Annotated in this window: 26 protein-coding genes; 3 read left to right on the top strand and 23 right to left on the bottom strand. The window is 27.8% G+C overall.

The window, feature by feature from the left end; translation table 11 throughout:
- Position 1: 1 nt before the first annotated feature.
- The 15 genes from ACKU4C_RS05095 to hypB all read right to left on the bottom strand — a co-directional run bounded on the left by ACKU4C_RS05095 (position 2) and on the right by hypB (position 12,189).
- Positions 2–211 (bottom strand): hypothetical protein, encoded by a 210-nt coding sequence (locus ACKU4C_RS05095; protein ID WP_321315016.1) that lies wholly within the window; start codon positions 209–211, stop codon positions 2–4.
- The gene (gene zapB, locus ACKU4C_RS05090) at positions 201–404 is read right to left on the bottom strand and encodes a cell division protein ZapB (RefSeq protein ID WP_320033615.1); all 204 of its coding nucleotides are present in this window, start codon (positions 402–404) and stop codon (positions 201–203) included. Before zapB ends, ACKU4C_RS05095 begins: the two co-directional genes overlap by 11 nt.
- 62 nt (positions 405–466) lie before the next feature.
- Entirely contained in the window at positions 467–868 is a 402-nt protein-coding gene (locus ACKU4C_RS05085) for a TerB family tellurite resistance protein (protein WP_321315013.1), read from the bottom strand.
- Between the two features lie 104 nt (positions 869–972).
- Positions 973–1,668: an ABC transporter ATP-binding protein gene (locus tag ACKU4C_RS05080; protein ID WP_321315011.1), complete on the bottom strand. Its 696-nt coding sequence runs from the start codon at positions 1,666–1,668 to the stop codon at positions 973–975.
- Positions 1,661–2,428 carry an ABC transporter ATP-binding protein gene (locus ACKU4C_RS05075; protein WP_321315009.1) on the bottom strand — a complete coding sequence of 256 codons (768 nt, stop codon included), beginning with the start codon at positions 2,426–2,428 and terminating at the stop codon, positions 1,661–1,663. The genes ACKU4C_RS05080 and ACKU4C_RS05075 overlap by 8 nt, the downstream gene beginning before the upstream one ends.
- Positions 2,425–3,456 (bottom strand): branched-chain amino acid ABC transporter permease, encoded by a 1,032-nt coding sequence (locus tag ACKU4C_RS05070; protein WP_321315922.1) that lies wholly within the window; start codon positions 3,454–3,456, stop codon positions 2,425–2,427. Before ACKU4C_RS05070 ends, ACKU4C_RS05075 begins: the two co-directional genes overlap by 4 nt.
- A gap of 17 nt (positions 3,457–3,473) precedes the next feature.
- A complete protein-coding gene (locus ACKU4C_RS05065) occupies positions 3,474–4,370 on the bottom strand; it encodes a branched-chain amino acid ABC transporter permease (RefSeq protein ID WP_321315006.1) in 897 nt (298 codons plus the stop codon).
- Positions 4,371–4,487: 117 nt separating this feature from the next.
- The gene (locus ACKU4C_RS05060; protein WP_321315003.1) at positions 4,488–5,603 is read right to left on the bottom strand and encodes an ABC transporter substrate-binding protein; all 1,116 of its coding nucleotides are present in this window, start codon (positions 5,601–5,603) and stop codon (positions 4,488–4,490) included.
- Positions 5,604–5,722: 119 nt separating this feature from the next.
- Positions 5,723–7,633, bottom strand: a complete 1,911-nt coding sequence (locus tag ACKU4C_RS05055; protein WP_321315001.1) for a diguanylate cyclase — start codon at positions 7,631–7,633, stop codon at positions 5,723–5,725.
- 95 nt (positions 7,634–7,728) lie between these two features.
- Entirely contained in the window at positions 7,729–8,070 is a 342-nt protein-coding gene (gene hypA / locus ACKU4C_RS05050) for a hydrogenase maturation nickel metallochaperone HypA (protein ID WP_321314999.1), read from the bottom strand.
- 45 nt (positions 8,071–8,115) lie between these two features.
- Positions 8,116–9,111, bottom strand: a complete 996-nt coding sequence (gene hypE, locus ACKU4C_RS05045; protein WP_321314997.1) for a hydrogenase expression/formation protein HypE — start codon at positions 9,109–9,111, stop codon at positions 8,116–8,118.
- A complete protein-coding gene (locus ACKU4C_RS05040) occupies positions 9,104–9,823 on the bottom strand; it encodes a glutamine amidotransferase (protein WP_321314995.1) in 720 nt (239 codons plus the stop codon). Before ACKU4C_RS05040 ends, hypE begins: the two co-directional genes overlap by 8 nt.
- Complete coding sequence (hypD, locus tag ACKU4C_RS05035) at positions 9,824–10,948, bottom strand: hydrogenase formation protein HypD (protein ID WP_321314993.1); 1,125 nt, start codon at positions 10,946–10,948, stop codon at positions 9,824–9,826. It abuts the gene before it with no gap.
- A 1-nt stretch (position 10,949) separates the two neighbouring features.
- Positions 10,950–11,234: a HypC/HybG/HupF family hydrogenase formation chaperone gene (locus tag ACKU4C_RS05030; RefSeq protein ID WP_321314991.1), complete on the bottom strand. Its 285-nt coding sequence runs from the start codon at positions 11,232–11,234 to the stop codon at positions 10,950–10,952.
- 160 nt (positions 11,235–11,394) lie between these two features.
- On the bottom strand, positions 11,395–12,189 hold the full coding sequence (gene hypB / locus ACKU4C_RS05025) for a hydrogenase nickel incorporation protein HypB (protein ID WP_321314989.1): 795 nt from the start codon (positions 12,187–12,189) through the stop codon (positions 11,395–11,397).
- Between the two features lie 186 nt (positions 12,190–12,375).
- Here hypB and ACKU4C_RS05020 point away from each other — a divergent pair, with 186 nt between their 5' ends.
- The 3 genes from ACKU4C_RS05020 (at position 12,376) to ACKU4C_RS05010 (ending at position 13,877) form a co-directional block, all read left to right on the top strand.
- Complete coding sequence (locus ACKU4C_RS05020) at positions 12,376–12,990, top strand: hypothetical protein (protein WP_321314987.1); 615 nt, start codon at positions 12,376–12,378, stop codon at positions 12,988–12,990.
- 115 nt (positions 12,991–13,105) lie between these two features.
- On the top strand, positions 13,106–13,399 hold the full coding sequence (locus ACKU4C_RS05015; RefSeq protein WP_321314985.1) for a DUF3817 domain-containing protein: 294 nt from the start codon (positions 13,106–13,108) through the stop codon (positions 13,397–13,399).
- 1 nt (position 13,400) lies between these two features.
- Complete coding sequence (locus ACKU4C_RS05010; RefSeq protein ID WP_321314983.1) at positions 13,401–13,877, top strand: DUF420 domain-containing protein; 477 nt, start codon at positions 13,401–13,403, stop codon at positions 13,875–13,877.
- On the opposite strand, the gene hypF is transcribed toward ACKU4C_RS05010, so the two are convergent.
- From hypF to ACKU4C_RS04970, 8 genes are all read right to left on the bottom strand, one after another.
- Complete coding sequence (gene hypF / locus ACKU4C_RS05005; RefSeq protein ID WP_321314981.1) at positions 13,874–16,093, bottom strand: carbamoyltransferase HypF; 2,220 nt, start codon at positions 16,091–16,093, stop codon at positions 13,874–13,876. The two genes, ACKU4C_RS05010 and hypF, sit on opposite strands and share 4 nt — an antisense overlap.
- Before the next feature lie 18 nt (positions 16,094–16,111).
- Positions 16,112–17,737, bottom strand: coding sequence for a hypothetical protein (locus tag ACKU4C_RS05000; protein ID WP_321314979.1), 1,626 nt, complete (start codon positions 17,735–17,737; stop codon positions 16,112–16,114).
- The gene (locus ACKU4C_RS04995; RefSeq protein ID WP_321314977.1) at positions 17,721–18,284 is read right to left on the bottom strand and encodes a HyaD/HybD family hydrogenase maturation endopeptidase; all 564 of its coding nucleotides are present in this window, start codon (positions 18,282–18,284) and stop codon (positions 17,721–17,723) included. The genes ACKU4C_RS05000 and ACKU4C_RS04995 overlap by 17 nt, the downstream gene beginning before the upstream one ends.
- The gene (gene cybH / locus ACKU4C_RS04990) at positions 18,284–18,952 is read right to left on the bottom strand and encodes a Ni/Fe-hydrogenase, b-type cytochrome subunit (protein ID WP_321314974.1); all 669 of its coding nucleotides are present in this window, start codon (positions 18,950–18,952) and stop codon (positions 18,284–18,286) included. The genes ACKU4C_RS04995 and cybH overlap by 1 nt, the downstream gene beginning before the upstream one ends.
- Positions 18,953–18,961: 9 nt before the next feature.
- The gene (locus tag ACKU4C_RS04985; protein ID WP_321314972.1) at positions 18,962–20,692 is read right to left on the bottom strand and encodes a nickel-dependent hydrogenase large subunit; all 1,731 of its coding nucleotides are present in this window, start codon (positions 20,690–20,692) and stop codon (positions 18,962–18,964) included.
- 3 nt (positions 20,693–20,695) lie between these two features.
- Entirely contained in the window at positions 20,696–21,883 is a 1,188-nt protein-coding gene (locus tag ACKU4C_RS04980) for a hydrogenase small subunit (RefSeq protein WP_407933766.1), read from the bottom strand.
- Between the two features lie 331 nt (positions 21,884–22,214).
- Entirely contained in the window at positions 22,215–23,750 is a 1,536-nt protein-coding gene (locus tag ACKU4C_RS04975; protein WP_321314969.1) for a hypothetical protein, read from the bottom strand.
- Positions 23,741–24,316, bottom strand: coding sequence for a HyaD/HybD family hydrogenase maturation endopeptidase (locus tag ACKU4C_RS04970; RefSeq protein WP_321314967.1), 576 nt, complete (start codon positions 24,314–24,316; stop codon positions 23,741–23,743). The genes ACKU4C_RS04975 and ACKU4C_RS04970 overlap by 10 nt, the downstream gene beginning before the upstream one ends.
- Positions 24,317–24,332 lie beyond the last annotated feature (16 nt).

The raw sequence follows: 24,332 nt of genomic DNA, 5'->3' as shown, positions 1-24,332 counted from the left end.
ATTAAAGTTTGGGTATTTTTTCAGAAATCTCTTCTAAATCGTTCTTAAAACTACTAAATTCTTGCGAAATTCTAATATAAGCAGCTAATAATTCTCTTGTATCTAAATTTTTATCTAAATCTAAATATCGAGTAATCTCTTTTGCTATTTTTTCATCTACAACAATAGTATAAGCCATATTATTTATATGAAATGTCAATTTATTTTCCAATATTCTTTGCCTCTACAAAAGTTAGAGTACTATCAATTCTTAGAAGCATATCTTGGTTATTTCTCTCCAACTCATCGTTTTTATTTTTTAAATCATCTAAATCTTGACGTAAGTTTTCATTCTCTTTTTTCAAGAGTTCATATTGATATAATAGTTTGTCAATTTTCATATTTAATTTTTCAATGATTTCCATACATATTATTTTATCTAATTTATCCTAGAAAAACTGTTTAAACAGTAAAAATTATTTTTTTATTAGTTATTAATAAAAAGTTTTCCCTGTGAATATAACGCTGCAACACCTTTTCCCCATTGTGAACAAAACTCTAAATTTTGTGGAGATAATTTAAAAGTATCATTTATTTTTGAGATCAATGTTCTTTCTTTTAAATCAAATTTATCATCAGCATGTATTAAAATCATTAATTCTAATACAACAATTTTTTTACTCTTTTCCGTTCTAAAATCTTTTAATGTATCTTCTAAAGAAAACTCATTTATATCAAAATTATCATCATTTTCAATACCCATCTCTGCACAATATTCTAAAATAATTTCTTGTTCTTTTTCACCATAATCATTATCAATTCTCGCTAAATAGTGCGCAAGTTGCAAAAAAGAGAATTTCTCTCTTGCTTCAAGTTTCATTAAAAGCATATCTATCCTAATTTAAATTTATCATTGTAATTATAGTGATAAAAAGTTAATAGTTTATAAATAGTTTTACTATTAACTTTTTAAATTTTGCAGAAAATATTTAATTAAGCACCTAAATATTTTTTTCTTATTTCATCTGAGTTAATAAGTTCTTTTGCATCACCTTCTAAAGCTACTAGACCATTTTCTAATACATACGCATAATTAGATATATCTAAAGCTGCAAAAGCATTTTGCTCAACTAAAAGAATTGTAATACCCTCTTCTTTTAATTTTATAATTGTTTCAAAAAGTTCACCCACAATTTTAGGAGCTAAGCCTAATGAAGGTTCATCTAACATTAAAAGTTTAGGTGAAGACATCAATGCTCTAGCAACTGCAAGCATTTGTTGCTCTCCACCACTCATTGTACCTCCTAATTGACCTTTTTTATCAATCAATCTTGGAAATAATTTAAACATCCTTTCTTGATACTCTTTGTATAACTCATCATTATTAAAAGCACCCATTCTAAGATTTTCTTCTATAGTTAAATTTTGGAATACTCTTCTTCCTTCTGGAACTAATGAAATCCCCTCTTTTATTATCTTATGTGTTTTATGATTTGAGATATCTAAATCATTAAAAATAATCTCACCTTTTTTCTTTACATCATTAACAATTGATTGCAAGGTTGAAGTTTTACCAGCACCATTACTTCCTATTAAAGAAACTATTTGCCCAGCTTTTACTTCAAAATCAATTCCTTTTACAGCCTTAATTAAACCATAATATACTTCTAAATTTTTTACACTAAGCATGTTTAAAATCTCCAAGATAAGCTTTTATAACTTCTTCATCTTTAATTGCATCTTTAATATCACCCTCAAAAATAGTTTTACCATAATCAAGTACCATAACTCTATCACAAAGTTTGTTTACAAATTTCATATCATGTTCAATTAATAAAATTGTAATATCAAATTCATCTCTAATCTTAAAAAAAAGTTCTGCTAACTCATGGGTTTCTTGAGGATTCATTCCTGCAGCTGGCTCATCTAATAATAAAAGTTGAGGAGAAGCTGCCAAAGCTCTTGCTATCTCAACTTTTCTTTGCTGACCATAAGAAAGTGAAGTTGCCATCTCATCTGCATATTTAGAGATACCTAGTATTTCCATAATTTCAAAAGCTCTTTTTTTAACTCTTATTTCTTCTTTAAAAAATCTAGGTAATCTAAAAATAGCTTCTAAATAAGTATACTCCGCTTGATAATCAAATCCTATTAAAACATTATCTAAAACAGTCATAGATGTAAATAATCTAATATTTTGAAAAGTTCTTGCTATTCCTCTATGTACAATTTTATGAGGCTTTATACCATCAATTCTTTGACCATGAAATTTTATTTGTCCTTGAGTTGGTTCATAATTACCTGTAATAATATTAAACATTGTAGTTTTTCCAGCACCATTTGGACCAATTAAACCATAAATCTCTTTCTCTTTTACATGAAAAGATGTTTCATTTATAGCTGTAACTCCACCAAATTTTTTTGTTACGTTACATACTTCTAAAATCATTTACCACCCTTTCTTTTTTTGAAAAATTTCAATTCAAATAATTCTTTTTTACCCATCATTCCTTCTCTTGCAAATAACATAACTATGATAAGAATAAGAGAGAATACAACCATTCTCATTCCAGGTAAACCTTCTGTTTGATAACCAAATATATTCATTGGTTCATCTAAGAATCTAATCCATTCAAGTCCAGCCATAACAAACACAGTACCAATAATAGCACCTGTTGTACTTCCTAAACCACCTAAAATTATTATAATTAAAAGTTGGAAAGTTAAGAAGAAAGTAAATAAATCTGGAGAAATAGATGTTAATAAAGCAGCTAACAGACCACCACCTACACCTTCAAAAAATGCTGAAGTTGTAAATGCTAATGTTTTCGTTTTAAAAGTATTAATCCCCATAGCTGTAGCTGCATCTTCATCATCTCTAACAGCTTTCATAGCTCTACCATACTTTGAATAGATTACATTTAAAATTGCTAAAACTGCTAAAATACAAATACCACCTGTCCAATAAAGATTTGAAAATTCAGGTATATCATTTAAACCTAAAGAACCATTTGTCACTTGAGGGTTATTGATTGCTAAAATTCTAATAATAAAACCAAATCCTAGTGTTACTATCGCTAAATAGTCACCTCTTACTCTAAATACAGGAAATGACAAAGATAAAGCTAAAAGTGATGAAACAATCCCAGCTAATAAAAGCGCCCAAATAAAATCTGCTTGTAAAACTAGTATCCATCCAGCAGGATCTTCAATATCAAATTGATAATACATAGCATCTGCATCTAAAGTTAAGATTGCTGTAACATAAGCTCCTACAGCAACAAATCCATTTGGTTCAAGTGATAATTGACCTGTAATACCATTTATTAAATTATATGAAACTGCAAGTATAATAAAAATTGCAACATTGTTAATTATCCTTACAGTATATTCATCAAAAAAGTTTTGTGCAAACCAAGTAAACCAAATAGCTGTAATTATAATCGCTAGATTTATTAATCTTTGTTTTGTAAAAATTTTATCTTCTATCATAATTAAAACCTACTCTTTTCTAAATCTTCACCCATAATTCCTGTTGGTCTAAATAAAAGTACAAAAATAAGGAAAATAAAAGCAAATGCATCTTTATACCCACCAAGTTCAGGGAAAAATGCAATAACTACAACTTCAGTAAATCCTATAATAAATCCACCAAGAACAGCACCTGTCACAGAACCAATTCCTCCAACAACAGCTGCAGCAAAAGCTTTTAATCCTACTAATACACCCATCATAGGTTCAACAGAAGGATAATTAACTGCCCAAAAAATACCTCCTACCGCTGCTAAACCTGAACCTAAAGCAAAAACCAATGAAATAATTTTATTTGCATCAATACCCATTAGATTTACTGTTTTAAAATCAAAAGATAAAGCTCGAATAGCCATACCATATTTTGTTTTATATAAGATATATAGTATTCCTGCAAGTAATATTAATGTAACAATAGGAACCATTATAGAGGATACAGAAAAGGTAACACCAACTACATTAAAAATATTTTCCATATATGCTGGAACAGGAAATGCTCTTGGAATTCCACCTGCAAAAACAGTAAAAGCATTTTCTAAAAAGAAAGATACTCCAATTGCAGTAATTAATAAAGATATTCTTGGAGCTTCCCTTAAAGGTTTATAAGCAATCTTATCTGTTAGCATCCCTAATAATGCCGAACCAATCACTGCTAATAAAACTGCTAAAGGAAAAGGTAAACCAAAAATTGCAATAAATGCATAACCTAAAAAGGCACCAACCATCATTATATCACCATGTGCAAAGTTAATAAGTCTAAGCACACCATAAACCATAGTATAACCAATAGCAATCAAGGCATACATAGATCCTAAAGAGAATCCATTTACCATCTGCTGCATAAATGTTAATAAATCCATCGAGTCTCCCAAGTTTTTTTAAGACTTTTACCATAAGAAAAGAAAAATTATTTATTTTCTTATAACAAAAAAAAAGAGCTTGGCAAAATATGCCAAACTCATAAAATCATATTTTAATTATGGATTAACAGTAGCTTTAAAACCTGCTTTACCATTTTTAATCTCTTTTATAACAGCTGATCTAGTTGCATTACCAGTTTTATCAATTGTTATAGTTCCTGAAACACCATCGAAGTTTGTTGTTTTTTTAATTTCATTGTTAACACAAATAGAGTCAGTTGGATCTTCACATCTATTCATTGCATCAAGTAAAATATTATAAGTATCAGCTCCAAGAGCAGTAAATGAATTAACCTCTTTATTTCCAGTCTCTTTTTCATGGAAAGCTACAAAGTCTGCTGAAGTTTTAGATGGAGGATTTGTATAATCAAAAAAGTCAGTAAACATATAACCTTCAATTGAATCTCCACCTAAATCAATAAATGTTTGATTTGCAACACCATCACCACTAAACATTGGTTTATCTAAACCTAACTGTTTAGCTTGTCTAGCAATCATTGAAGCTTCTGGATGATATAAAGGTAAGAACATAAAATCAGGATTTAAACTTTTAATTTGAGAAACAACTGCTTTAAAATCTTTATCCCCAGATGTTACCATGATTTTTTTAAGTAGTTTTCCACCATTTTTCTTAAATGCTTTTTGAAAAGCTTTTGCAAGACCTAGAGAATAAACTTGTGCCTGGTCTACAACTACAACTGCAGTTTTATAACCTTGCTCTTTTGCATAATTTGCAACAACTTCTCCTTGAAATGAATCTGTAAAACAAACTCTATTTGCAAAACTTCTTCTTGCTGTAAGTTTATCATTTGTAGCAACAGAAGCAATAACTGGAACTTTCTTTTTATCTGCAATTGCAATAGTCTGTGCTGTATTAGTAGAAGTTAATGCACCTAAAATAGCTACAACTTTATCTGATGAAATCAATCTAGTTGTTGCATTTGCAGTTTCTACTTTATCACCTTTATTATCTAATAAAACAAGCTTTATAGTATCACCATTTTTTAGTGTAGGTTGTAATTTATTTGCTAATTCTAAACCTAAATAACAAACTTGACCATAAGCAGCTAATGGCCCTGACATTGGCATTACTGCTCCAACTTTAATCTCTTTTGCTAATGCTATACCACAAGTTAAAGCAGAAGCTAGTGCTAAACTAATTAGTTTCTTCATATATACTCCTTTTAAATCTATTGGGAGATAATAACATAAAATTATAAAAACTTATTATAAATGCTGTATAAATTATTTATAAATTACATGTAAGTTTCTTTTTTTTGCAAGTTAGATATTTAAATAATACAGTTTTTTCCTTGGGCTTTTGCCTTATAAAGATGTTTGTCTGCTCTTTTAATTGTGTCAACTATACCCATATCATCTTTTTCATAATTTGCAGATCCTATACTAATTGTAAAATTTATTTCAAATGATTCTAGTTTTTCATTTCTTTCATTTATTTTTTCAATAAGTTTTATTGCTATTTTTTTGCAGTTTTTAAGATTACTACTTGGTAAAAGTATTAAAAATTCATCCCCACCTAATCTTACTATAAAATCATTTTTTCTTATTACTGATTTTACAATGGAAACAAGAGTTGTAATAACTTCATCTCCTCTATCATGTCCATAAGTATCGTTTATATTTTTAAAGTTATCAATATCTACTACAAATAAAGATAATCCCTCTTTACTTGATGATATTTCATTTGAATATTTATTTGAAAACTCATCTAAAAATCTTCTGTTATAAACTTTAGTCAAAGAATCAGTCAATGCAAGTTTTTCATTAAAAGCAACCTTATATTCCGACTTAATAAGCTCTCGGTTTTTTTCTTCTAACTTATCTGCCATTTTATTAAAATTATCATTTAGCAAATCAATCTCGTATACTCCACACTCTTCAAGTTTTTCAGCTGATTTTTTATTTCCAATATTTTTAGTCATCTCAATAATTTTTGATAAAGGAAGATTTATTTTTCTTACAAAATCTTTTGCTCTAAAGTGTAAAAAAACAAAAAATGCTAAATAAAAAATTATAATAGAGGCAATAATTGTGTACCCAAGATTTTTATAATAACTTTCTAAACTTCTAACCTCTGAAGTAATATTATCCTCATTTATTAAAGATACAACATACCATGATGTTTTTTTTATTTTTTCTGAGAAAAGAAGATATTTTTTGTTATTTAAATAAATCTCTCTTGAATAATTTTCTTCATTTAACACTTTACTAAATATCTCTCTTATTTTTTCGTCTTTATGATTTAAAATATTAAAACTATCCCTTTTATATATTGTTTTACCTATTTTTTCATCTTTAAAATGTTTATAATCACTACTATCTTTTAGATTAAGAGTATCTTCACTGTTTTTTGTCAGACCAATTATACTTCCATGTTTGTCTAAAAGTATTGATGACGCATTGTAAGGAATTTCTGATTCAAGAATATTTTTAATAATATTCTCAACTGTAATATCTATTCCTGATACCCCTTCTAAAAAATCATTATTGTAAATTGGGACAACTACACTCAACATCCAACCTTGACCAGCTGGATCTAAATACACATCTGTCCATACAGCTTTTTTCTCTGGATTATTTTTTTTATTTGCTTCATAATAAAAATTGTAGTTTGAGATTTCAAAATCAGAAGGGAAAACATTATATGCATTTTTTAAAAAAGGATAATACCTAATATAATTTCTATGGGAATTATAATAAGCAGCAGTTATTAAATTGTTTCTATCAACAAGTGTTTTTAATGTATTATCAAAAATTTCTGTTTTAAATATTTCTTCTTTTAAACTCCTATCTATTTTTTCCTTATTTGATACAAAAAGTGAAGCTCCATCTATATTTTTATATTTATAGAAAACTCCATTATTTGCATACCTATAATATTTACCATCAAAATCATTTAATTTAACAACATATTTAAAAAAGTTTTGATGTTCATTTTGTAAGATATAAGATAAATTTTCTATATTATTAAATTTTTGTTCAGTATCTTTAATAGAATTTTTAATCGTCGAATAAACACTTTTTTCTATATCACTCAATAAACTTTGAATGCTTATATTAACAATTTTATTATTTACTGTGAAATATATAATTAAAAGTGCAAGTTCAATAAATAGAATAGAGAATACAGATGTTTTTAAATAATTTTTATATATTAGTTTTTCAAGTCTAATCTTATTCATAATGAATCTCTATATAAAGTTTTAACTATTATATAACCTAAAGATAATTTTTATAAATAAAAAAATCAACTAAAAAAAATTCTTAAGTTTATTTATTATTCCATCTCTAAACTCATAAGAAACATATCCTCACCATCAATAACTTTTACTTGATTTGATTTACATTTTGGGCATAAAAACTCATTTTTTTCTAAAACTGATTCCTCATCACAGGATAAACAATGTATCACTACTTTCTGATGGTTAATAATAAATTGTGCATTATCACAAACTGTTTTTTCTTTAAATGTGTCAAATGCTGTCTGAAGTAAGTCTGGTTCAACACCTGAAAGTACTCCAATCTTAACTATTACTTTAGTAACTTTTGAAGATTCATTTTGTTTTGCGTGTTCCTCACAACTATCTAATAATGATTGTACAATGCTGTATTCATGCATATATGCTCCTATTTTGATGGGGACTAAATTCTTATTTATCTTCTTTTAACAAATTCTTGGAAGAAGTTCACCTGTAGGCAAATCAATAAATCTTTGAGTTCCCCAAGCTGTATTTAAAACAACTTTCCCTTTATGTTTAGATGTAACTTGTCCAATGATACTTGCTTCTTTTGAAGTTTCAATTGATTTTAAAACTTCCATTGCTTTTGAAACCTGCTCTTTTGAAATAGCCATTACAAATGTTCCTTCATTTGCTAAACTTAAAGCTTCAAAGCCTAAAAGTTCACAAACCCCATTTACCTCATCACATACGGGGATTTTTTCTTCTTCAATCTCTACGCAAATATCAGATTGCTTTGCCCATTCATTTAAAACAGCACTAACTCCCCCTCTAGTTGCATCTCTCAAAGCTCTTACATCAATCTTCGCTTCTATAAGTTTTTCAACAACTGGCCATAAAGATGCACAATCAGATTTTAAATCTGTAGAAAAATCTATCCCTTCTCTTGCTGCAAAAATTGTTGCTCCATGTTTACCAACAGAATTTGATACAATTATTACATCATCCTCTTTAATTGAGTTAGAAGAGATCCCTTTTTGTTTTATCTCGCCTATTCCAGTAGTATTAATAAATATCTTATCAACACTTCCTCTTGGAACAACTTTAGTATCACCACTTACTACAATTGCACCATTTAACTCTAACTCTTTTTCCATACTAGATACAATTCTTTTTAAAGTATCGACTTCAAAGCCCTCTTCTATTATCACAGAACAAGTAAGATATTTAGGTTTTGCTCCCATCATAGCCAAATCATTACAAGTACCACAAACTGCTAACTTACCAATATTTGCTCCTGGAAACTCTAAAGGACTTACAGTAAAAGAATCAGTTGAAAAAGCTAAAGTTCCATTTTCAATAACTGCGGCATCTTCACTTTTTGATAATATTTCATTTTTAAAAGCTTTATAAAAGATCTTTGTTATTAACTCATTATTTTCTTGTCCACCATTTCCGTGTGCTAGTGTTATATTAGTCATTTTTAACCTCTTCTTCAACTATCTCACCAAACCTCTTTAAAACTAGATTTGCATATGGAGTTTTTTCTATATTTTTTATCAATTCTTCAACAGGAATATTTTTTGACTTCCCTACTTCTTCTATATATGATTTCATAATTTCTTCATTGTATTCAGGATGAAACTGTACACCCCAAGCATTTTTCCCTAATCTAAAAGCATGATTTTTATCATGTTTATTATATGCTAGATTAATACTACTTTTAGGTAGTTCTAATACAGATTGAGAATGAATAGTATGAGCCATAAATGATTTTAGAATTCCTTTAAACAAAATGTCATCTTTAGCATTTTTTGATAAAGTTATTTCTACACTTCCTATTTCTATTCCATTGGCATGATATCCACTTACTCCACCCATACTTTTACCTAACAGTTGGTGTCCATAACATATACCTAATAATGGAATTTCATTTTTTATTAAAATTGGAATCCATTTTTCTATAGCCACACTCCATGACTCTTCATCAGTAACCATAGAATGTGAACCAGTTATAACAACTCCTGCAATAGTATCAAGTTCAGGTAAATAGATTTTTTCTTGAATATGAATTACTTCTATATCCAAATTTTGATTATCTAATTTATCAATTACCCAAGTATCAAAATCTTTATACGATTTTTTTGTATTTTCAAAAGTAATACCAGCTTTTATAATAAAAAGTTTTTTCATCTACAATAAATTTCCATATTTATAATAAGCACTACATGCACCCTCACTACTTACCATACAACTTCCTAAGGGTGAACTTGGCTTACAAGCCGTTCCAAAAACCTTACAATCATTTGGTTTTGCAACTCCACGCATAATATCCCCACAAATACAAAGTTTATGATCATCAATTTTTTCATTTGGCAAAATATCTTTATAAAGTATTTCCGCATCTAAAAAAACAAACTCATCTTTTAATCTAAGTGCAGAGTGTGAAATATCACCTAAACCTCTCCATCTAAAATGTGTAGCTCTAGTAAAATATTTATCATTTAATTTTTGTGCAGCTAAGTTTCCATCATAAGAAACTGCTCTTGAGTATTCAATCTCTAATTCACATCTATTTTCATTAAACTGTTTGACAATTGCTAATATTGATTGCATAACATCAACTGGCTCAAAACCTGCTACAACAACTGGTTTATTATAGTTTGATACAAACTCTTCATAAATCTTTGAACCTGTAATCACACTCACATGAGAAGGACCAATAAAAGCATCTATTTTACAATCTTCACTATCAAGTAAAACTCTCATTGGTTCTGGTACAGTTATATGATTTATATGAAAAAAAACATTCTTTAATTTATTTTTTGTTACATGTTCTAAAAGTGCAGCTGTCATAGGAGTTGTCGTTTCAAATCCTATTGCAAAAAATATAATCTTTTTATTTGGATTTTCTTGGGCAATTTTTATAGTATCTAAAGGTGAATATACAAATCTTACATCAGCACCTTTACTTCTTGCATCTTGCAAACTTCCACGACTTCCTGGAACTTTAATCATATCACCTAAAGTAACTAAGATTACATCTTCTTGTAAACTTAAAATATATGCATGGTCTATTCTCTCTTTTGGCATTACACAAACAGGGCAGCCTGGACCATGAATAAACTCAATATTTTTTGGCATAAGTTGATTAAGCCCATATTTCATAATAGTATGAGTATGTCCTCCACAAACTTCCATAACATTTATTTTTCTTGGAAGTTTTGAAGATTCTTCATCAATCAACTTTTTTAAGGCTTTAATAGCTTTTGGATCTCTAAACCCATCATATAGGTCTTTTAGTTTTAATTCTGCCATTTTAAGCTCTATTGGCACAGGCATCATCTTCAAGTATTGCCTGACGCCTATCATCCTCTTCCATTTTTTCTATAATTTCTCGATAAACTTCTAATGATGCCAAAGCATCCTTTTCATCTATTTTATTCATTGCAAAACCAATATGAATAAGTACATAATCTCCAACTGTAACAGGCTGGTCTATTAAATCTAAACTTGCTTGTCTTTCAACTCCCATTGTATCTACAGTTGCTATATTATTTTCTTCATCTATTTTTGTAACTTTTGATGGTATTGATAAACACATATTATTTTCCTAAAAAATGTCCCATTTCCAGGGACCTTTATAATCTTTAATTACTTTTATCAAAACTTGTAAAAAGTTTTGAATGTCCCTTTTCAAAATCTAGATTTTAAAAAGCACATTTTGTAACAAACTTTAAAGAGTGTAACGAGTTACACCTAAACTATCTAAACTTTCTTTTAAAATTAATCCAATCTACAACTGCTTGTAAAGAGTCTTTATCTTTAGTAGAAACTTCCAAAATATCAACATTTGGTTTTAGTTTTCTTGCTACTTCTTTCTCTTTTTCTAAATCATATTCAAAATAAGGAAGGAGATCAGTTTTTGTAAATAAAATCAGATCAGCAGCACGGAACATAACAGGATATTTTGCTATTTTATCTTCCCCTTCTGGAACTGAAACTAATACAATATTCAAATGAGTACCTACATCATAAGATGCTGGGCAAACTAAATTTCCTACATTTTCAACAAAACATACATCTAAATCATCTAAAGGCATATCGTGTAACCCTTTATGAACCATAAAAGCATCTAAGTGACATGCACTTCCTGTTTGTATTTGTACAGCTTTTATATCCTTCGCTTTTAATCTATCAGCATCTTTATTTGTTTCTAAATCACCTTCTACTACTCCATATTTAAAATCAGCCAAATCAGCTAAATGCTCTAATAGTGTAGTTTTCCCACTTCCTGGACTACTCATAAGATTTATTCCTAAAACTTTGTGATTGTTAAAATGAGCTCTATTATGAGCTGCTTCGTGATCATTTTTATCTAAAATCTTTTTTATTACAGAAACTGTTTTACTATCATTTAATTGTGGGTTATGATGTAAAGTTTCATGTGCAGCTTGATGAGAAGATGAATCTCCATGTTCATGTGAGTGTTCATGACTATGCTCATGGTCGTGGTGGTGATGATGGTCTGTTATACTACATCCGCAATCTTGACACATTTTTTATCCTTTTCTTTGTTGTGAATATCTGTTCATTTTAGACAGTCTAGTAAATCTAAACTAAAACTAAACTAATATTATGGTACACTTATGTATTATTTGAACCATTAAATTTATAATGTTACATTTTAAATAAAATTATAAGAAGAAATAGCTATGAGATGTCCCTTTTGTAAAAGTAAAAGATTGTATAACCTACAAAATAATTATAAAAAATGTAGTGTATGTAAAAAAAAATTTTCTCTTAAAAAACTAGAAATAGACAAAAGAGTTATTGAGCTTTTTTGTAATAATATTAACGCGAATAGATGTGCAAAAATATTAAATGTAAATTATAGAACTATACAAAATAGATTTACTCTTTTTAGAAAACTTATTGCTTACTATTTAGAAGAACAACATTACAATACAGTACAAGATAATAGTTCATATGAAGAATACTATTACTTTACAAACAGACAAAAAAAAGATAAAAGTCGTTCCCTATATGAAGCTATAAATATAATAGGTTTTTACTCAAATAAAAAAGTTTTTACACTTTTAATGCCTAAGCTTAGTAGATATGATAGAGGAGAAGATAATAAAAACTTCGAAAACTATTTAAAATGGCATAAAATATATTCTCAATACGCATATACTACACCTTTACATATTTTTTGGAAATATTTAGAAGAAAATCTTAAAAAATACAAAGGTGTAGATGAAGAAAATTTTTTTTACTATTTAAAAGAGTGCGAATTTAAATTTAATTATCTGCAAAACAAACAAATTGAGATATTAAAAGAGTTATATTATAACTAATTCTTATAATTAGCTTTTTATTATATTAATTTTTTATAAAATGATAATTTTTATCAATTAGCTAAAGATAATATAATCTTAATTCATTATAATATCAAAAAATTTAAGGACGTTTATGTTTAGTAATGCTTTAAGTAGATTTAGACTTATATCTGCAATTGAAGGTTTATCTTATTTAATTTTAGTTTTTGTTGCAATGCCTATAAAATACATTGGAGAAAACCCTTACCCGGTAAAAGTCTTTGGAATGATTCATGGTGTTTTATTTATAATTTTTATGATTTCATTATTTGAAGCAAAAATAAAAGAGAAATGGAATACTGGTTTAATGTTTCAACTTTTTGTATTATCTCTTATCCCTTTTGGCGCATTTGTTATTGAGAGAAAAATAAAGCCTAAAGCAGTTTAATATGTTTTTATTAGAACAGGGCTTTTTAAATACAAAAGCCCCTTTTTTTTTAGATTTAATCACTATCTATTTTGCTTTTTTGCCTATTTTATTAGCAATAAGCATAAGGTTTGCTATAAAGAAAGAGTATAAAAAACATTTAACTTCTCAATCGATTATATTATTTTTTACTCTTTTTATGATTATAATATTTGAAACAGGAGTTAGAATTACAGGTGGTTTTATTGAATTCTCTAAAGAGTCAACTCTAGTATCTTACTCATTTTTATTAAGTTTTCTAATAATTCATATAATCATTGCTATTTTTTCAGTTGCTGGATGGCTTTATCTTTATATATACTCATATAAACTATATAAAAATAATCAAGTGGAAAAACTTAAAAGTAGTAAACATAAAAAAATTGGTAAATATATTTTTCTATGTTTAACTTTAACATCTTATAAGGGAGTAGCTATTTATATTCTACTATTTTTCTAAATTTGTGAATATAGTTGTCCCATTGCAATTCCACCATCATTTAAAGGGATATTTTTAGAATAATAATATCTCTTTTTGCTCTTTTCCAAATTTTCACAAACTGCTTCTAGGAGTGTTTTATTTTGAAATACGCCACCTGTTAATACAATAGGAAGTTTATATAGATTTGATATATCTAAGATTAGATTAACAAGCATATTTATAAACTTAGTACATATAAGTTCTTTATTATTATCTTTTATAATCTCTTTGATAGCCATTGATAAATCTATATCTTCATCTTCAATCTTATAAGTATAAGCTTCTTTAATATTTCTATTATATGCCATTTCAATTTGAAGACCTGTTTGACCTTCATAAGTTTGAATTTGTAATATGCCACTAAAAGATGCTATGGCATCAAATAATCTTCCAAGTGAGCTTGTAAAAGGGGCATTTAAACCTTTTTGCCAAACTGTATGCATTATTTTAATCTCATTTGTTGAAAATGCTTTTACAGTAGGAGTATCTAAAGTTAATATTTCATCAAGTGAAAAAGTATCAAAAAGTAAAGAAAGTGCAACTCTTTTAGGCTCTTTTACTGACTTTTCTCCACCTAAAAGTTTAAAATATTTAAAATGTTTAATTCTTTTATACTCTTTTTTATTTGCAATAAAAACCTCTCCACCCCAAATATTTTTATCATCACCATAACCTGTACCATCAAAAGAGAAAGCTAAAACCTGCTCATCTAATTTATATTCTGCCATAGTTGATAAAACATGTGCATAATGATGTTGTATTTGTACGATTTTAATATTTTGAGTTTTTGCCCATTTAACACTTTCATAATTTGGATGTTTATCACAAACTATAATATCTGGTTTAAAGTCATAAAAATTTTTAAAAGTATTAATTGTTCTTTCAAAATATTCCATTGAGGTAATAGAGTTTAAATCTCCTATATGAGGAGATAATACTAAGTTGTTTTCAAATGCTAATGCAATAGTTGCTTTTTGATTTGCACCTAAAGCTAATATCTTTTTGTCTGTTTTTTTATCAAGTTTTATTGATGATGGTGCGTAACCTCTTGCATTTCTTAAGACAGAGATATCATCATTTACAACTTGAACAACAGAATCATCACAAGCATTTATTATCTCTCTATTGAAATCTAAAACAAAATCTATAACGTTTCCAAGCTTTTGAAGTAACTCCTCTTTTTGTCTAATTATTGGTTCATCTGAAAGATTGGCACTAGTTGCAACAATTGGATTTTTTAGATGCTTAAAAAGTATTATATGTAAAGGAGTATAAGCTATAAAACACCCTAATCTATCAATATTTGGTGCAACTTGTGAACTCAATTTTGAACTTATAGTTTTAACTAAAGTTATAGGTTTCTCTTTTGAGACAAGTATCTCTTCCTCTTTTTTTGTTAATTTTGCAAACTCTTTTATCTGAATAATATCTTTAAACATAACTGCAAATGGTTTTGTAGGTCTATTTTTTCTTTCCCTTAATTTTCTAACTACTCTATCATTTGTTGCATCACAAATTAAATGAAAACCACCCATACCTTTTATAGCTACAATTTCACCTTTATCTATTTTTAAAGCAATATTTTTAATTGCACTTTCATTAGATGATATTAATTGATTTTTTGAATCATACAAGGCGATTTTTGGTCCACACTTTTCACAAGCTACTGGTTGTGCATGGTATCTTCTATTTGTTGGATCCATATACTCTTTTTCACAATCATTACACATCTGAAAATTTGCCATAGAAGTATTACATCTATCATAAGGAACTGTTTTTATAATAGAATACCTAGGTCCACAGTTTGTACAATTTGTTAAAGCATAGTTATACCTAAAGTTGTTTTTATCATTTATATCATTAATGCAATCATCACATACTGCCATATCAGGGGAGATAATTGTGGTTTTATTTGAAGTATTTTCACTTTTTGTTATTTCAAAACTATTATAGTTTTTTTGTTTAATTTTAGTTTTTTTTATTGAATCTATTTTTGATAAAGGTGGTGCATAGTTTTCAAGTTTAGTTAAAAAGTTGTTTATAGAAGTAGTGTCACCTTCAAGATGAATATTTACACCTTGGTCATCATTGTTAACCCATCCATTAAGATTGTTTGAAATAGCTAAGTTATAAACAAAGGGCCTAAAACCCACCCCTTGAACAATACCTTTTACTTCAATAAAAACTGCTTCCATTTATTTTCCATTTATTTTTTATAATTGTATTGGAAAATCCTTATTATAATATAATTTAGAAGTTTTATTGAAAGCTTTAGCAATTAGTTTATTTATAATCTCCTCACCTATATAATCTCCGCAAAATGAGACTCCATCAACTTCAAACTGTTCATTTACCTCATCATATAAATCACTAATAAAATATATAAAGCTTTCAACATAGCCTAAAGATAGAGTTTTTTCTTCAACTCCTGCAAGTTTAAAACTAATGCCACTTTTTATAAAACTAACAATATCAAACTCTTTGTTAAATAATTTATCACTTTTTTTAAGTTTATAATCTATTCTTGGTCCCTTTTGTAAAAGGCAAGATTTTGCAGTTTTATAAATATCATCCAAATCCAAAATAGTTGAAGCTATTTTCCACAAGTTTGTAATAGAATTTAGATTATTATCTATATTTGACTCTATTGCTTTTTTATAAATATCTGGAAATTTTTCTTTATAACTATTTATTAGTTTATCACCATTTTCAGTTTTTTCAATATTTTCAATAAGCTCACTTATACTATTTGGAATATTATATTTTACAATATCAACAAGACCATCAATTTTTGATGAATACAGATTGATACCATCATCATATTTTGAAGAGATAAAAAAGTTTAAAACTGTTTTTTCATAAAGTTTATTTTCATCTAGTAAGACCATAAATTGAGACTTAGACTTCTCATCAAAACTATTATAAACCTTATTTAATCTTTTATCATAACAATTGTTTTCAAGTATATAGATATTGTTTTCTGTTACAGAAATTTTTGGAAAATTTAACTCTCTTTTATATTCAACTGTAACACTAGATTCTTGATTATCTTGCTCAATACTTAAAAAATCTATATTTAATTTCTGTAACTCTTTTGAAAGTAAATATATTACTAAATCCCAAGAAGCAATCACATTGATCTTATCAAATTCTATTTCCATACTTTTTTTATAGATTGCATTTAGATTAAATTCAATAATTGGTTTTTCAAGACTTAAAAGCAATATATTTTTTTGTTTTGAACCAACTGCTATTTTTGACAGATTATTAATATCTGTACATAATACAGTTTGATTTTCATATTCAACTTTTTCCAATTTTTTTAGATATATTTTTTTATTTGCATTTTTTATCTCTAATGTTTTGCCTTGGGCAATTTTAGAAGCTAAAAATTCAAAACTATTTTTGAAATTATCAAATTCAATTTTTTCTTTATTTTCGAAGATATCAAGAGATTTAACATTGGAAGTTGTACCACAAAGTTGACAATTTATGAAGGGATTATAATAATTTGTCATTTCTTTATTTTCGATTTCTGCTAAACAATTTGAACAATAAGACTTTTGGCAACTATCTAGGGTATATTGATAGTTTATAAGAGGTATTTGTGATACAACTTCCAATGCAAAATCTTTTAAAAATATTGATATTGGAAGTTCATTTGACAACTCATCTGAAATTTTTAGTAATCTTTCTTCTTCATCTTCTACATATAAAAATATATTTTCATTTTCTCTATTAATATAATATTTTGTCTCCTTTTGTTTTAATATGTTATCAATATACTCAACAAAATAATTATTGTTTGATTGATAAACAAATTTATATTCTAGAATCATTTATAATCTCTCTTTTAAAAGATATTTTTGAAATATCTTCAATAGTAATATCTTTGTTTCTAATAGATATCTCTACACCCATCTCTTCTAATGATTTAATAAGTGTATGTTCCATAGTAGCTGTTGCTTTTACAATCTCTTCACTTAAATCAAAAGTTGTATCATCTGCTATTCGTTTAGGAATAACTCCAATAACATGAGTTTCAGGCAAATCTCCATTCATTTTTATCATATTTAATGTCTGTAACATCTCAATTTCATGGGCACTACCTTGCCAATCAATCTCGGAAGGTGCCTTTAAATAATCAAAAAAATAAACATCACCTGCTTTTGAATCTAGTGCATCAATACAATCAACCACATAAACTTTATCAAATTTGATGATTAGAGGAATTAACCTTTGGGCTAAAGTTCCTCCATCAACTATATTGACACTATGTTTGTCAGATGAAAACTCATATTTTTCATCTATATAATGTATAAAATGAGCACCTATACCCTCATCTTGAAACAAAATATTACCAATTCCTAGTATTAATATATTCATTATTTTTTACTTTTAATCCATCTGTAACCACTGATAATTGAATCCATAGCTCCACTTTTACCGTATACAGAATTAAATACTGCTAGATATACATGTATTGGCAAGAATATAATAAATACCCACATAAATATATGGTGTAATTCTCTAACCCATGCTAATCCACCTAAAAGTACTTCAAAACTTCTCATTACATCAAAAAGTACTCCGCCCATTCCCTCATGATAAACATGTACATATAAAATAAGTCCTGTTAAAGATATCATCACTATAGATATATATATACCTACATATGCCATAAATTGAAGAGGATTATAAACACCTTTTCCATGTGGATGTTTAGTTATTAACATATAATAACCTATTTGTTGTATCCAAACTTTTGGATTTATAAAATCCCAGAAAGAATCCCTTTCTAATCTACTTTGCTTATCAAAAATAAATAGATAAAATTTTCCTATTGTAACTGCAATTAAAAGAAAACCAAAAATAATATGCCACGATCTAAATAAAGCATTTAAAAAATTTGTTGGTTCTCCCCCATTTGTTGCAGGAGAAATAAAAGGATAGGCAATATAAAATCCTGATGCAGTTAATATTACAATTGCAATTGCCCTAACCCAGTGAGTTACTCTAAGCCAATATGAAAATTCATAATGTTTTTTTATCATAATTTGCTCCTAACAGCTAGTTCCATAAACTGGGTCAACTTTGTAAACTCCCAGGTTATTACCTTTTTTATCCATTACATGAACAGCACAAGCAATACATGGGTCAAAACTATGAATAACTCTAATAATCTCTAAAGGTTTAGAAATATCTTCTACTTTTAGACCAATTAGATTTGTTTCATAAGGACCTTTTTGACCTTTAGAATCCTCAGGACCAGCATTCCATGTTGAAGGTACAACTGCTTGGTAGTTTTCTATAACACCATTTTTAATTCTAATCCAGTGTGATAACATACCCCTTGGAACATCACCAATAAATCTTCCTTTATACTCTTTATCTTTATCTATAAGATAAGAAGCACAAGTATCTTGGTCAACTTTTAAGTTTTCAATTAATGTATTAAATGTCTCATCACCATTTTTAATGATTGCCATAGCTTGTAAACATCTAGCAGCTGTTCTACCTAGTGCAGTAAATAAAGCTTCTGTTGGCAATCCAGTTTCTGCTAAAAATTCATCTACAACTTTTTTAATTCTTTTATTTCCACTAGCATAAGATACTAATACTCCAGATAATGGTCCAACCTCCATCGGTTTTCCATCATATCTTGGTGATTTAATCCAAGAGTATTTACCTTTATCATCTACTGATTTAGAATGAATCTCTTTCCCATCAGGCCCAACAGTCATTCTATCATTTAATCCAGTATATTTTGGATTTGTTTTTCCATTATATGGATGTAAAGGTTCATCATCTGCATACCATGCATGAGTTGCTTCTTCTGTGATTAAATCTTCATTGATTGGATAAACTTTTGATAAATCTCCATTCATAATAATACCAGTATCAAATAGATACTCAGTTCTGTTTAATTGCATCTCTTGATGTGACATAAAGTTCATAGTTCCAGCTTTTTGAACAACACTTTCTTCACTTGCATAAACACTTGCAGCCATTTTAATATCTGCATAATATGCATGTTCAATAAACTCTGCAACCTCTTTATACTTAACCATATATTCGCCAAGTCTTGATGGATCTAATAGATCCATTACACAAGTAACCCCACCAACAGTTAAACTTTGAGGGTGTGGTTGTTTACCACCAAACATTGCCATAAGTTGTGCAGCAGTTCTTTGTACTTCTAGTGCTTTTAAATAGTGAGAAAGTGCAATAAGGTTTTGTTCTGGAGTAAATTTAAATGTCCCATGTCCCCAATATGCATTTGCGAAAGGCCCTAATTCACCCTTATCAACAAAAGCTTTTACTCTATCTTTAACTTTTACTAAATCATTTTCTCCTGTTGCAATTGGATATTTAGTATATTTGAAAGCTTCTTTTGCTGCTTTTGCAGGATCTGCATCAAGTGCTGATACAACATCAACCCAATCTAATCCATGTAAATGATAAAAATGTACAACATGGTCATGCATAAATAGTGCTTGATTCATTAAACTTCTAGTTAATTTTGCATTTAAAGGAGGAACAATTCCTAAGGCATTTTCAACTGCTTCAATTCCAGCTCTATAGTGAGAGAAAGTACATACACCACAAATTCTTTGCATAAGAAAACCTGCATCCCTTGGGTCTCTATTTTTTACAATTGTTTCTAACCCTCTCCATAAAGTAGCTGATGAGAAAGCATCTTGAATTACATTATTTTCATCAACCTCTACTTCAATTCTTAAGTGTCCTTCAATTCTTGTTATAGGGTCAACAATAACTCTTTTTGTTGCCATTTTCTACTCCTCATCTTTTGGGTTTTTAAATTTTGAAATTGCAGCGTGTGCAGCTATACCAATACCAGTAACTGCTAATAATCCAACACCAATTTTATCTGCTGTTGCATCTGCACCTAAGCCACCAAATACAGTATCATATAATCTATCAGCAACTGGTTCTTCAAATGGTCCCATAGTATCCCAAAAATCTGGTTCAGAACAACCTATACAACCATGTCCTGCTTGAATTGGCCAAGAGGTATGTTGGTTAAATTTATTTTTAGAACAGTTATTAAATGTATATGGTCCTTTACAACCAACTTTATATAAACAATAACCTTTTTTCGCACCTTCATCACCAAACTCTTCAACAAACTCACCTGCATCAAAGTGACCTCTTCTTTCACATAAATCGTGAATTCTTTGTCCATACGCCCATTTTGGTCTATTATAAGCATCTAATGCTGGCAGTGTACCATAAAGAATAAAATGTAATAAAGTTCCTACAATATTTTTCTCACTTGGAGGACATCCTGGAACATTAATAACTGGTTTGTTAGTAATTTTACTTAAAGCAACTGCTCCAGTTGGATTAGGAATTGCAGCTTGAACACCACCAAAAGATGAACATGTACCAATAGCAAAAATTGCTTTTGCACTTTCACAGGCTACTTTAGCACTATGTTCACCAGTATTACCATGACCACCAATTGTTAAATAAAAATTTGTATCTCCACTTGGAATACCACCCTCAACCATAAGGATATAGTTTCCTTTATGCTTTTCAATTGCATGCTCTAAGTTATGTTCAGCTTGCCACCCTGCACTAGCCATTAAAGTTTCATGATACTCTAAAGAGATATAGTCAAAAATCAATGAATCTATAGTAGGGGCATCAGTTCTTAATAAAGATTCAGAACATCCCGTACACTCTGCCATATGAAGCCAAATAATTGGCAATCTATCACTTATTTCAGCAGCTTTTGCAACTAATGGTGTAAAGTTAGCTGGTAAAGCTAACATAGCTGTAACTGCTGTAGCCCATTTCATAAAGTCTCTTCTTGAGATACCTTTCTCTTCTAAAACTTGTGGAATAGATTTTTTTTCATCTAATTTTGGAAGTTTTTCAAGAGTCTCTAATCTTTTAGAAAGTCTGTTAAATAAACTATTCTCTTTCACAATTTTTTCCTTTATTGAACAATTATTCATTCATAATTAGATTATAAAAAATCAGGGCAAAAAAATTTGACACCAATAAATATTTGAATGAATATTCATTATTTATAAAGAATATTACATGACTTAAACTTAACTTTAACTAAAATACTAGTTATTTTATAAAAATTTTTTATTATAATTAATTATAATCTTTCTAATGTGACTTTAGTGTGACAATTAACCAATTTTTTATGCTTTAGGACATTATTTTTACATTTTAGTTTATATACAAATAATTAAAATAAGATATTAGATAAACTAATATCTTATAATTAATTAAAATGCTTTTATAGATTGATTTTTAAATTGTAAATTTTTTTTACTAAAAATCTAAAGGATACTCTTTTGGAATATGTAAATTAATATTTTTAAGATTTTTTCCTATTTTTGAAAGTAGTATTGAGTTTGCAAAAAGATTTCCACATATTATTAAATCATTTGATTTTATCTCTTTTTTTATAGTATTTACATTATCTGTAATAAAATCAGATAAACTTTCAAAGAAAGAGTATGCAATCATAGTATCTTCAACACCAGCCATTTTATAACTCATTGAACTTTGAATTATTCTTCTGTAATCTAAATAGTTTTTACCATCTATTTTAATCACATTCATATCTATTTGAATTCCACCTTTTCCATTATATAATAAAGCACAATCTTCAAACTCTTTATAATCTCTCATTCCTAATGTATATGCAAGAATATTCATTATTGATGCAAAACTATCACTATCTCTGTCTATAAACTCTTTTTCAAAATATTTAGAATATTTATTTTTATAATTTTCTACTAATCTTTCACAATTTTCATCAATAGACTTTATATCTTCTAAACAATTATCCACACTGTTTAGTACATTTGGAACATAAATCACATCTTTTGTTCCAACTTCAGGAAGATTTATTTTAATTGCCGATTCATCGCTATCGTATGAGAAGTAAACTCCTATAGTAGGAACATTTTTTAAGCTAAACTGATCAATTTTTGCTTTAAATACTGAACCATATTCATCAAAATAATCTTTGCAAGAGTTTACTTGTCTATTTAAATTATAATCATATTTAGGGAAAAGGGTTTTTTCTCCATGTATTACAATATTTTGTTTATCATTATATGTAACTTTTAAACCATCTTGATAAATCTCATCATTAACATATAATAAATAATCAATTCCATTTTCTTTTAAAGCATTTGAAAATAATACAGTCTCTTTATCATCAGGTATTTTTGCATAAATAAATCTAGTATTTGAATACTCTTTATTAGAATTTTGTAAAAGTTTAAATCTAAGTTTTACAAGAGGTCGTTCGATTGAACATAACAATTGTAAATCTTTTTGTGATACTTCTAATAAGTTTGATACTGCATTAATATTTGTAATTAAAAGCTTAACTTCATAACCTTTTGCTTCAAAATCTTCTCTTAATTCATATGAAGGTAAAAATAAATCTTTTAACCCATTGTGAGTTTCATATCTAGATACTCCACCATCTTTTATTTTGTTTATGTCATTTGAAAAATCAATATGATTTTCTTCTAAAATTCTTTTAATTTGATTATTAGTAAGTAATGATATATTTAGTTTTATTCCTTTATCTTCTAACTCTTCATTATTTTCAAAATCAAAACTTTCTAAAACTTCTGCACTTGATAAATATATAGATAAAGGTAGTTGTTGTTCCAGATTTTTAAAAAAATTTTCTACTTTTTCTTGTGTATCATCACAAACTAAAAGAATAAAACCTTTATACATTTTTGTACTAACATTAACATTTGATTCTTTAGCAATATCATCTATAATATTTTTAAAATAAAAATTTGTACTTGAAAAATTGATTTTATATATTAATTCCATGTTGTATCTTCCTCATTTGGAATTCTAGTTAAATGTTCACCATTGTAACTTCCAATTAATTCTTGAGCAATTTGTTTAATAGATTTATTATCTTTTCTTTTCATATTAATTCCTATAGATTCAAGCTCCTTTAAAGCTTGTCCTATATATTCGTCAAATCTTTCTTCAATAGTTTTTGTAAGACCAATATCAACACTTTCGATATCTTCTGGTATTATTCCTAAAATAGTAACTTCTGCATGTTTATCTAAAACAGAACAAATCTCTAACATCTCCACAATTTCAACTTCATGGGCAGTTTTTCTATATTGACCAAGTCCCAATAATACATCAGAAGGCAATCTAAAAATCTCCCCTGCTTTATCTTCGATTGATACTGTATCTAAAATAATTACATTATCATACTCTTGAAAAAATGTCATTAATTTAAATCCTAATGTACCACCTTCAATTATCTCTAAACTATCATCAAATTCAAAATTCTCATCTAAGTATTTTGAGGCATAAATCCCTACACCTTCATCTTTAAATAGTACATTACCTACACCAATAACAATATTTTTCATTAAAATCCCTGCGTAT

Source organism: Halarcobacter sp. (assembly GCF_963676935.1).
In the GTDB taxonomy this organism is placed as follows: domain Bacteria; phylum Campylobacterota; class Campylobacteria; order Campylobacterales; family Arcobacteraceae; genus Halarcobacter.
This window is presented reverse-complemented; position numbering and strand designations above follow the sequence as displayed.

Coding starts and splice junctions, on each gene's coding strand:
- hypE (WP_321314997.1), bottom strand. CDS start 9,111: ATGACTAATATAACACTAGCACACGGAAATGGTGGACAAGAAAATAAT.
- cybH (WP_321314974.1), bottom strand. CDS start 18,952: ATGATAAAAAAACATTATGAATTTTCATATTGGCTTAGAGTAACTCAC.
- ACKU4C_RS05015 (WP_321314985.1), top strand. CDS start 13,106: ATGTTTAGTAATGCTTTAAGTAGATTTAGACTTATATCTGCAATTGAA.
- ACKU4C_RS04970 (WP_321314967.1), bottom strand. CDS start 24,316: ATGAAAAATATTGTTATTGGTGTAGGTAATGTACTATTTAAAGATGAA.
- ACKU4C_RS05080 (WP_321315011.1), bottom strand. CDS start 1,668: ATGCTTAGTGTAAAAAATTTAGAAGTATATTATGGTTTAATTAAGGCT.
- ACKU4C_RS04975 (WP_321314969.1), bottom strand. CDS start 23,750: ATGGAATTAATATATAAAATCAATTTTTCAAGTACAAATTTTTATTTT.
- ACKU4C_RS05030 (WP_321314991.1), bottom strand. CDS start 11,234: ATGTGTTTATCAATACCATCAAAAGTTACAAAAATAGATGAAGAAAAT.
- ACKU4C_RS05055 (WP_321315001.1), bottom strand. CDS start 7,633: ATGAATAAGATTAGACTTGAAAAACTAATATATAAAAATTATTTAAAA.
- zapB (WP_320033615.1), bottom strand. CDS start 404: ATGGAAATCATTGAAAAATTAAATATGAAAATTGACAAACTATTATAT.
- ACKU4C_RS05000 (WP_321314979.1), bottom strand. CDS start 17,737: ATGATTCTAGAATATAAATTTGTTTATCAATCAAACAATAATTATTTT.
- ACKU4C_RS05075 (WP_321315009.1), bottom strand. CDS start 2,428: ATGATTTTAGAAGTATGTAACGTAACAAAAAAATTTGGTGGAGTTACA.
- hypB (WP_321314989.1), bottom strand. CDS start 12,189: ATGTGTCAAGATTGCGGATGTAGTATAACAGACCATCATCACCACCAC.
- ACKU4C_RS05085 (WP_321315013.1), bottom strand. CDS start 868: ATGCTTTTAATGAAACTTGAAGCAAGAGAGAAATTCTCTTTTTTGCAA.
- ACKU4C_RS04995 (WP_321314977.1), bottom strand. CDS start 18,284: ATGAATATATTAATACTAGGAATTGGTAATATTTTGTTTCAAGATGAG.
- ACKU4C_RS05040 (WP_321314995.1), bottom strand. CDS start 9,823: ATGAAAAAACTTTTTATTATAAAAGCTGGTATTACTTTTGAAAATACA.
- ACKU4C_RS04985 (WP_321314972.1), bottom strand. CDS start 20,692: ATGGCAACAAAAAGAGTTATTGTTGACCCTATAACAAGAATTGAAGGA.
- hypF (WP_321314981.1), bottom strand. CDS start 16,093: ATGGAAGCAGTTTTTATTGAAGTAAAAGGTATTGTTCAAGGGGTGGGT.
- ACKU4C_RS05010 (WP_321314983.1), top strand. CDS start 13,401: ATGTTTTTATTAGAACAGGGCTTTTTAAATACAAAAGCCCCTTTTTTT.
- ACKU4C_RS05065 (WP_321315006.1), bottom strand. CDS start 4,370: ATGGATTTATTAACATTTATGCAGCAGATGGTAAATGGATTCTCTTTA.
- hypD (WP_321314993.1), bottom strand. CDS start 10,948: ATGGCAGAATTAAAACTAAAAGACCTATATGATGGGTTTAGAGATCCA.
- ACKU4C_RS05060 (WP_321315003.1), bottom strand. CDS start 5,603: ATGAAGAAACTAATTAGTTTAGCACTAGCTTCTGCTTTAACTTGTGGT.
- ACKU4C_RS04980 (WP_407933766.1), bottom strand. CDS start 21,883: ATGAATAATTGTTCAATAAAGGAAAAAATTGTGAAAGAGAATAGTTTA.
- hypA (WP_321314999.1), bottom strand. CDS start 8,070: ATGCATGAATACAGCATTGTACAATCATTATTAGATAGTTGTGAGGAA.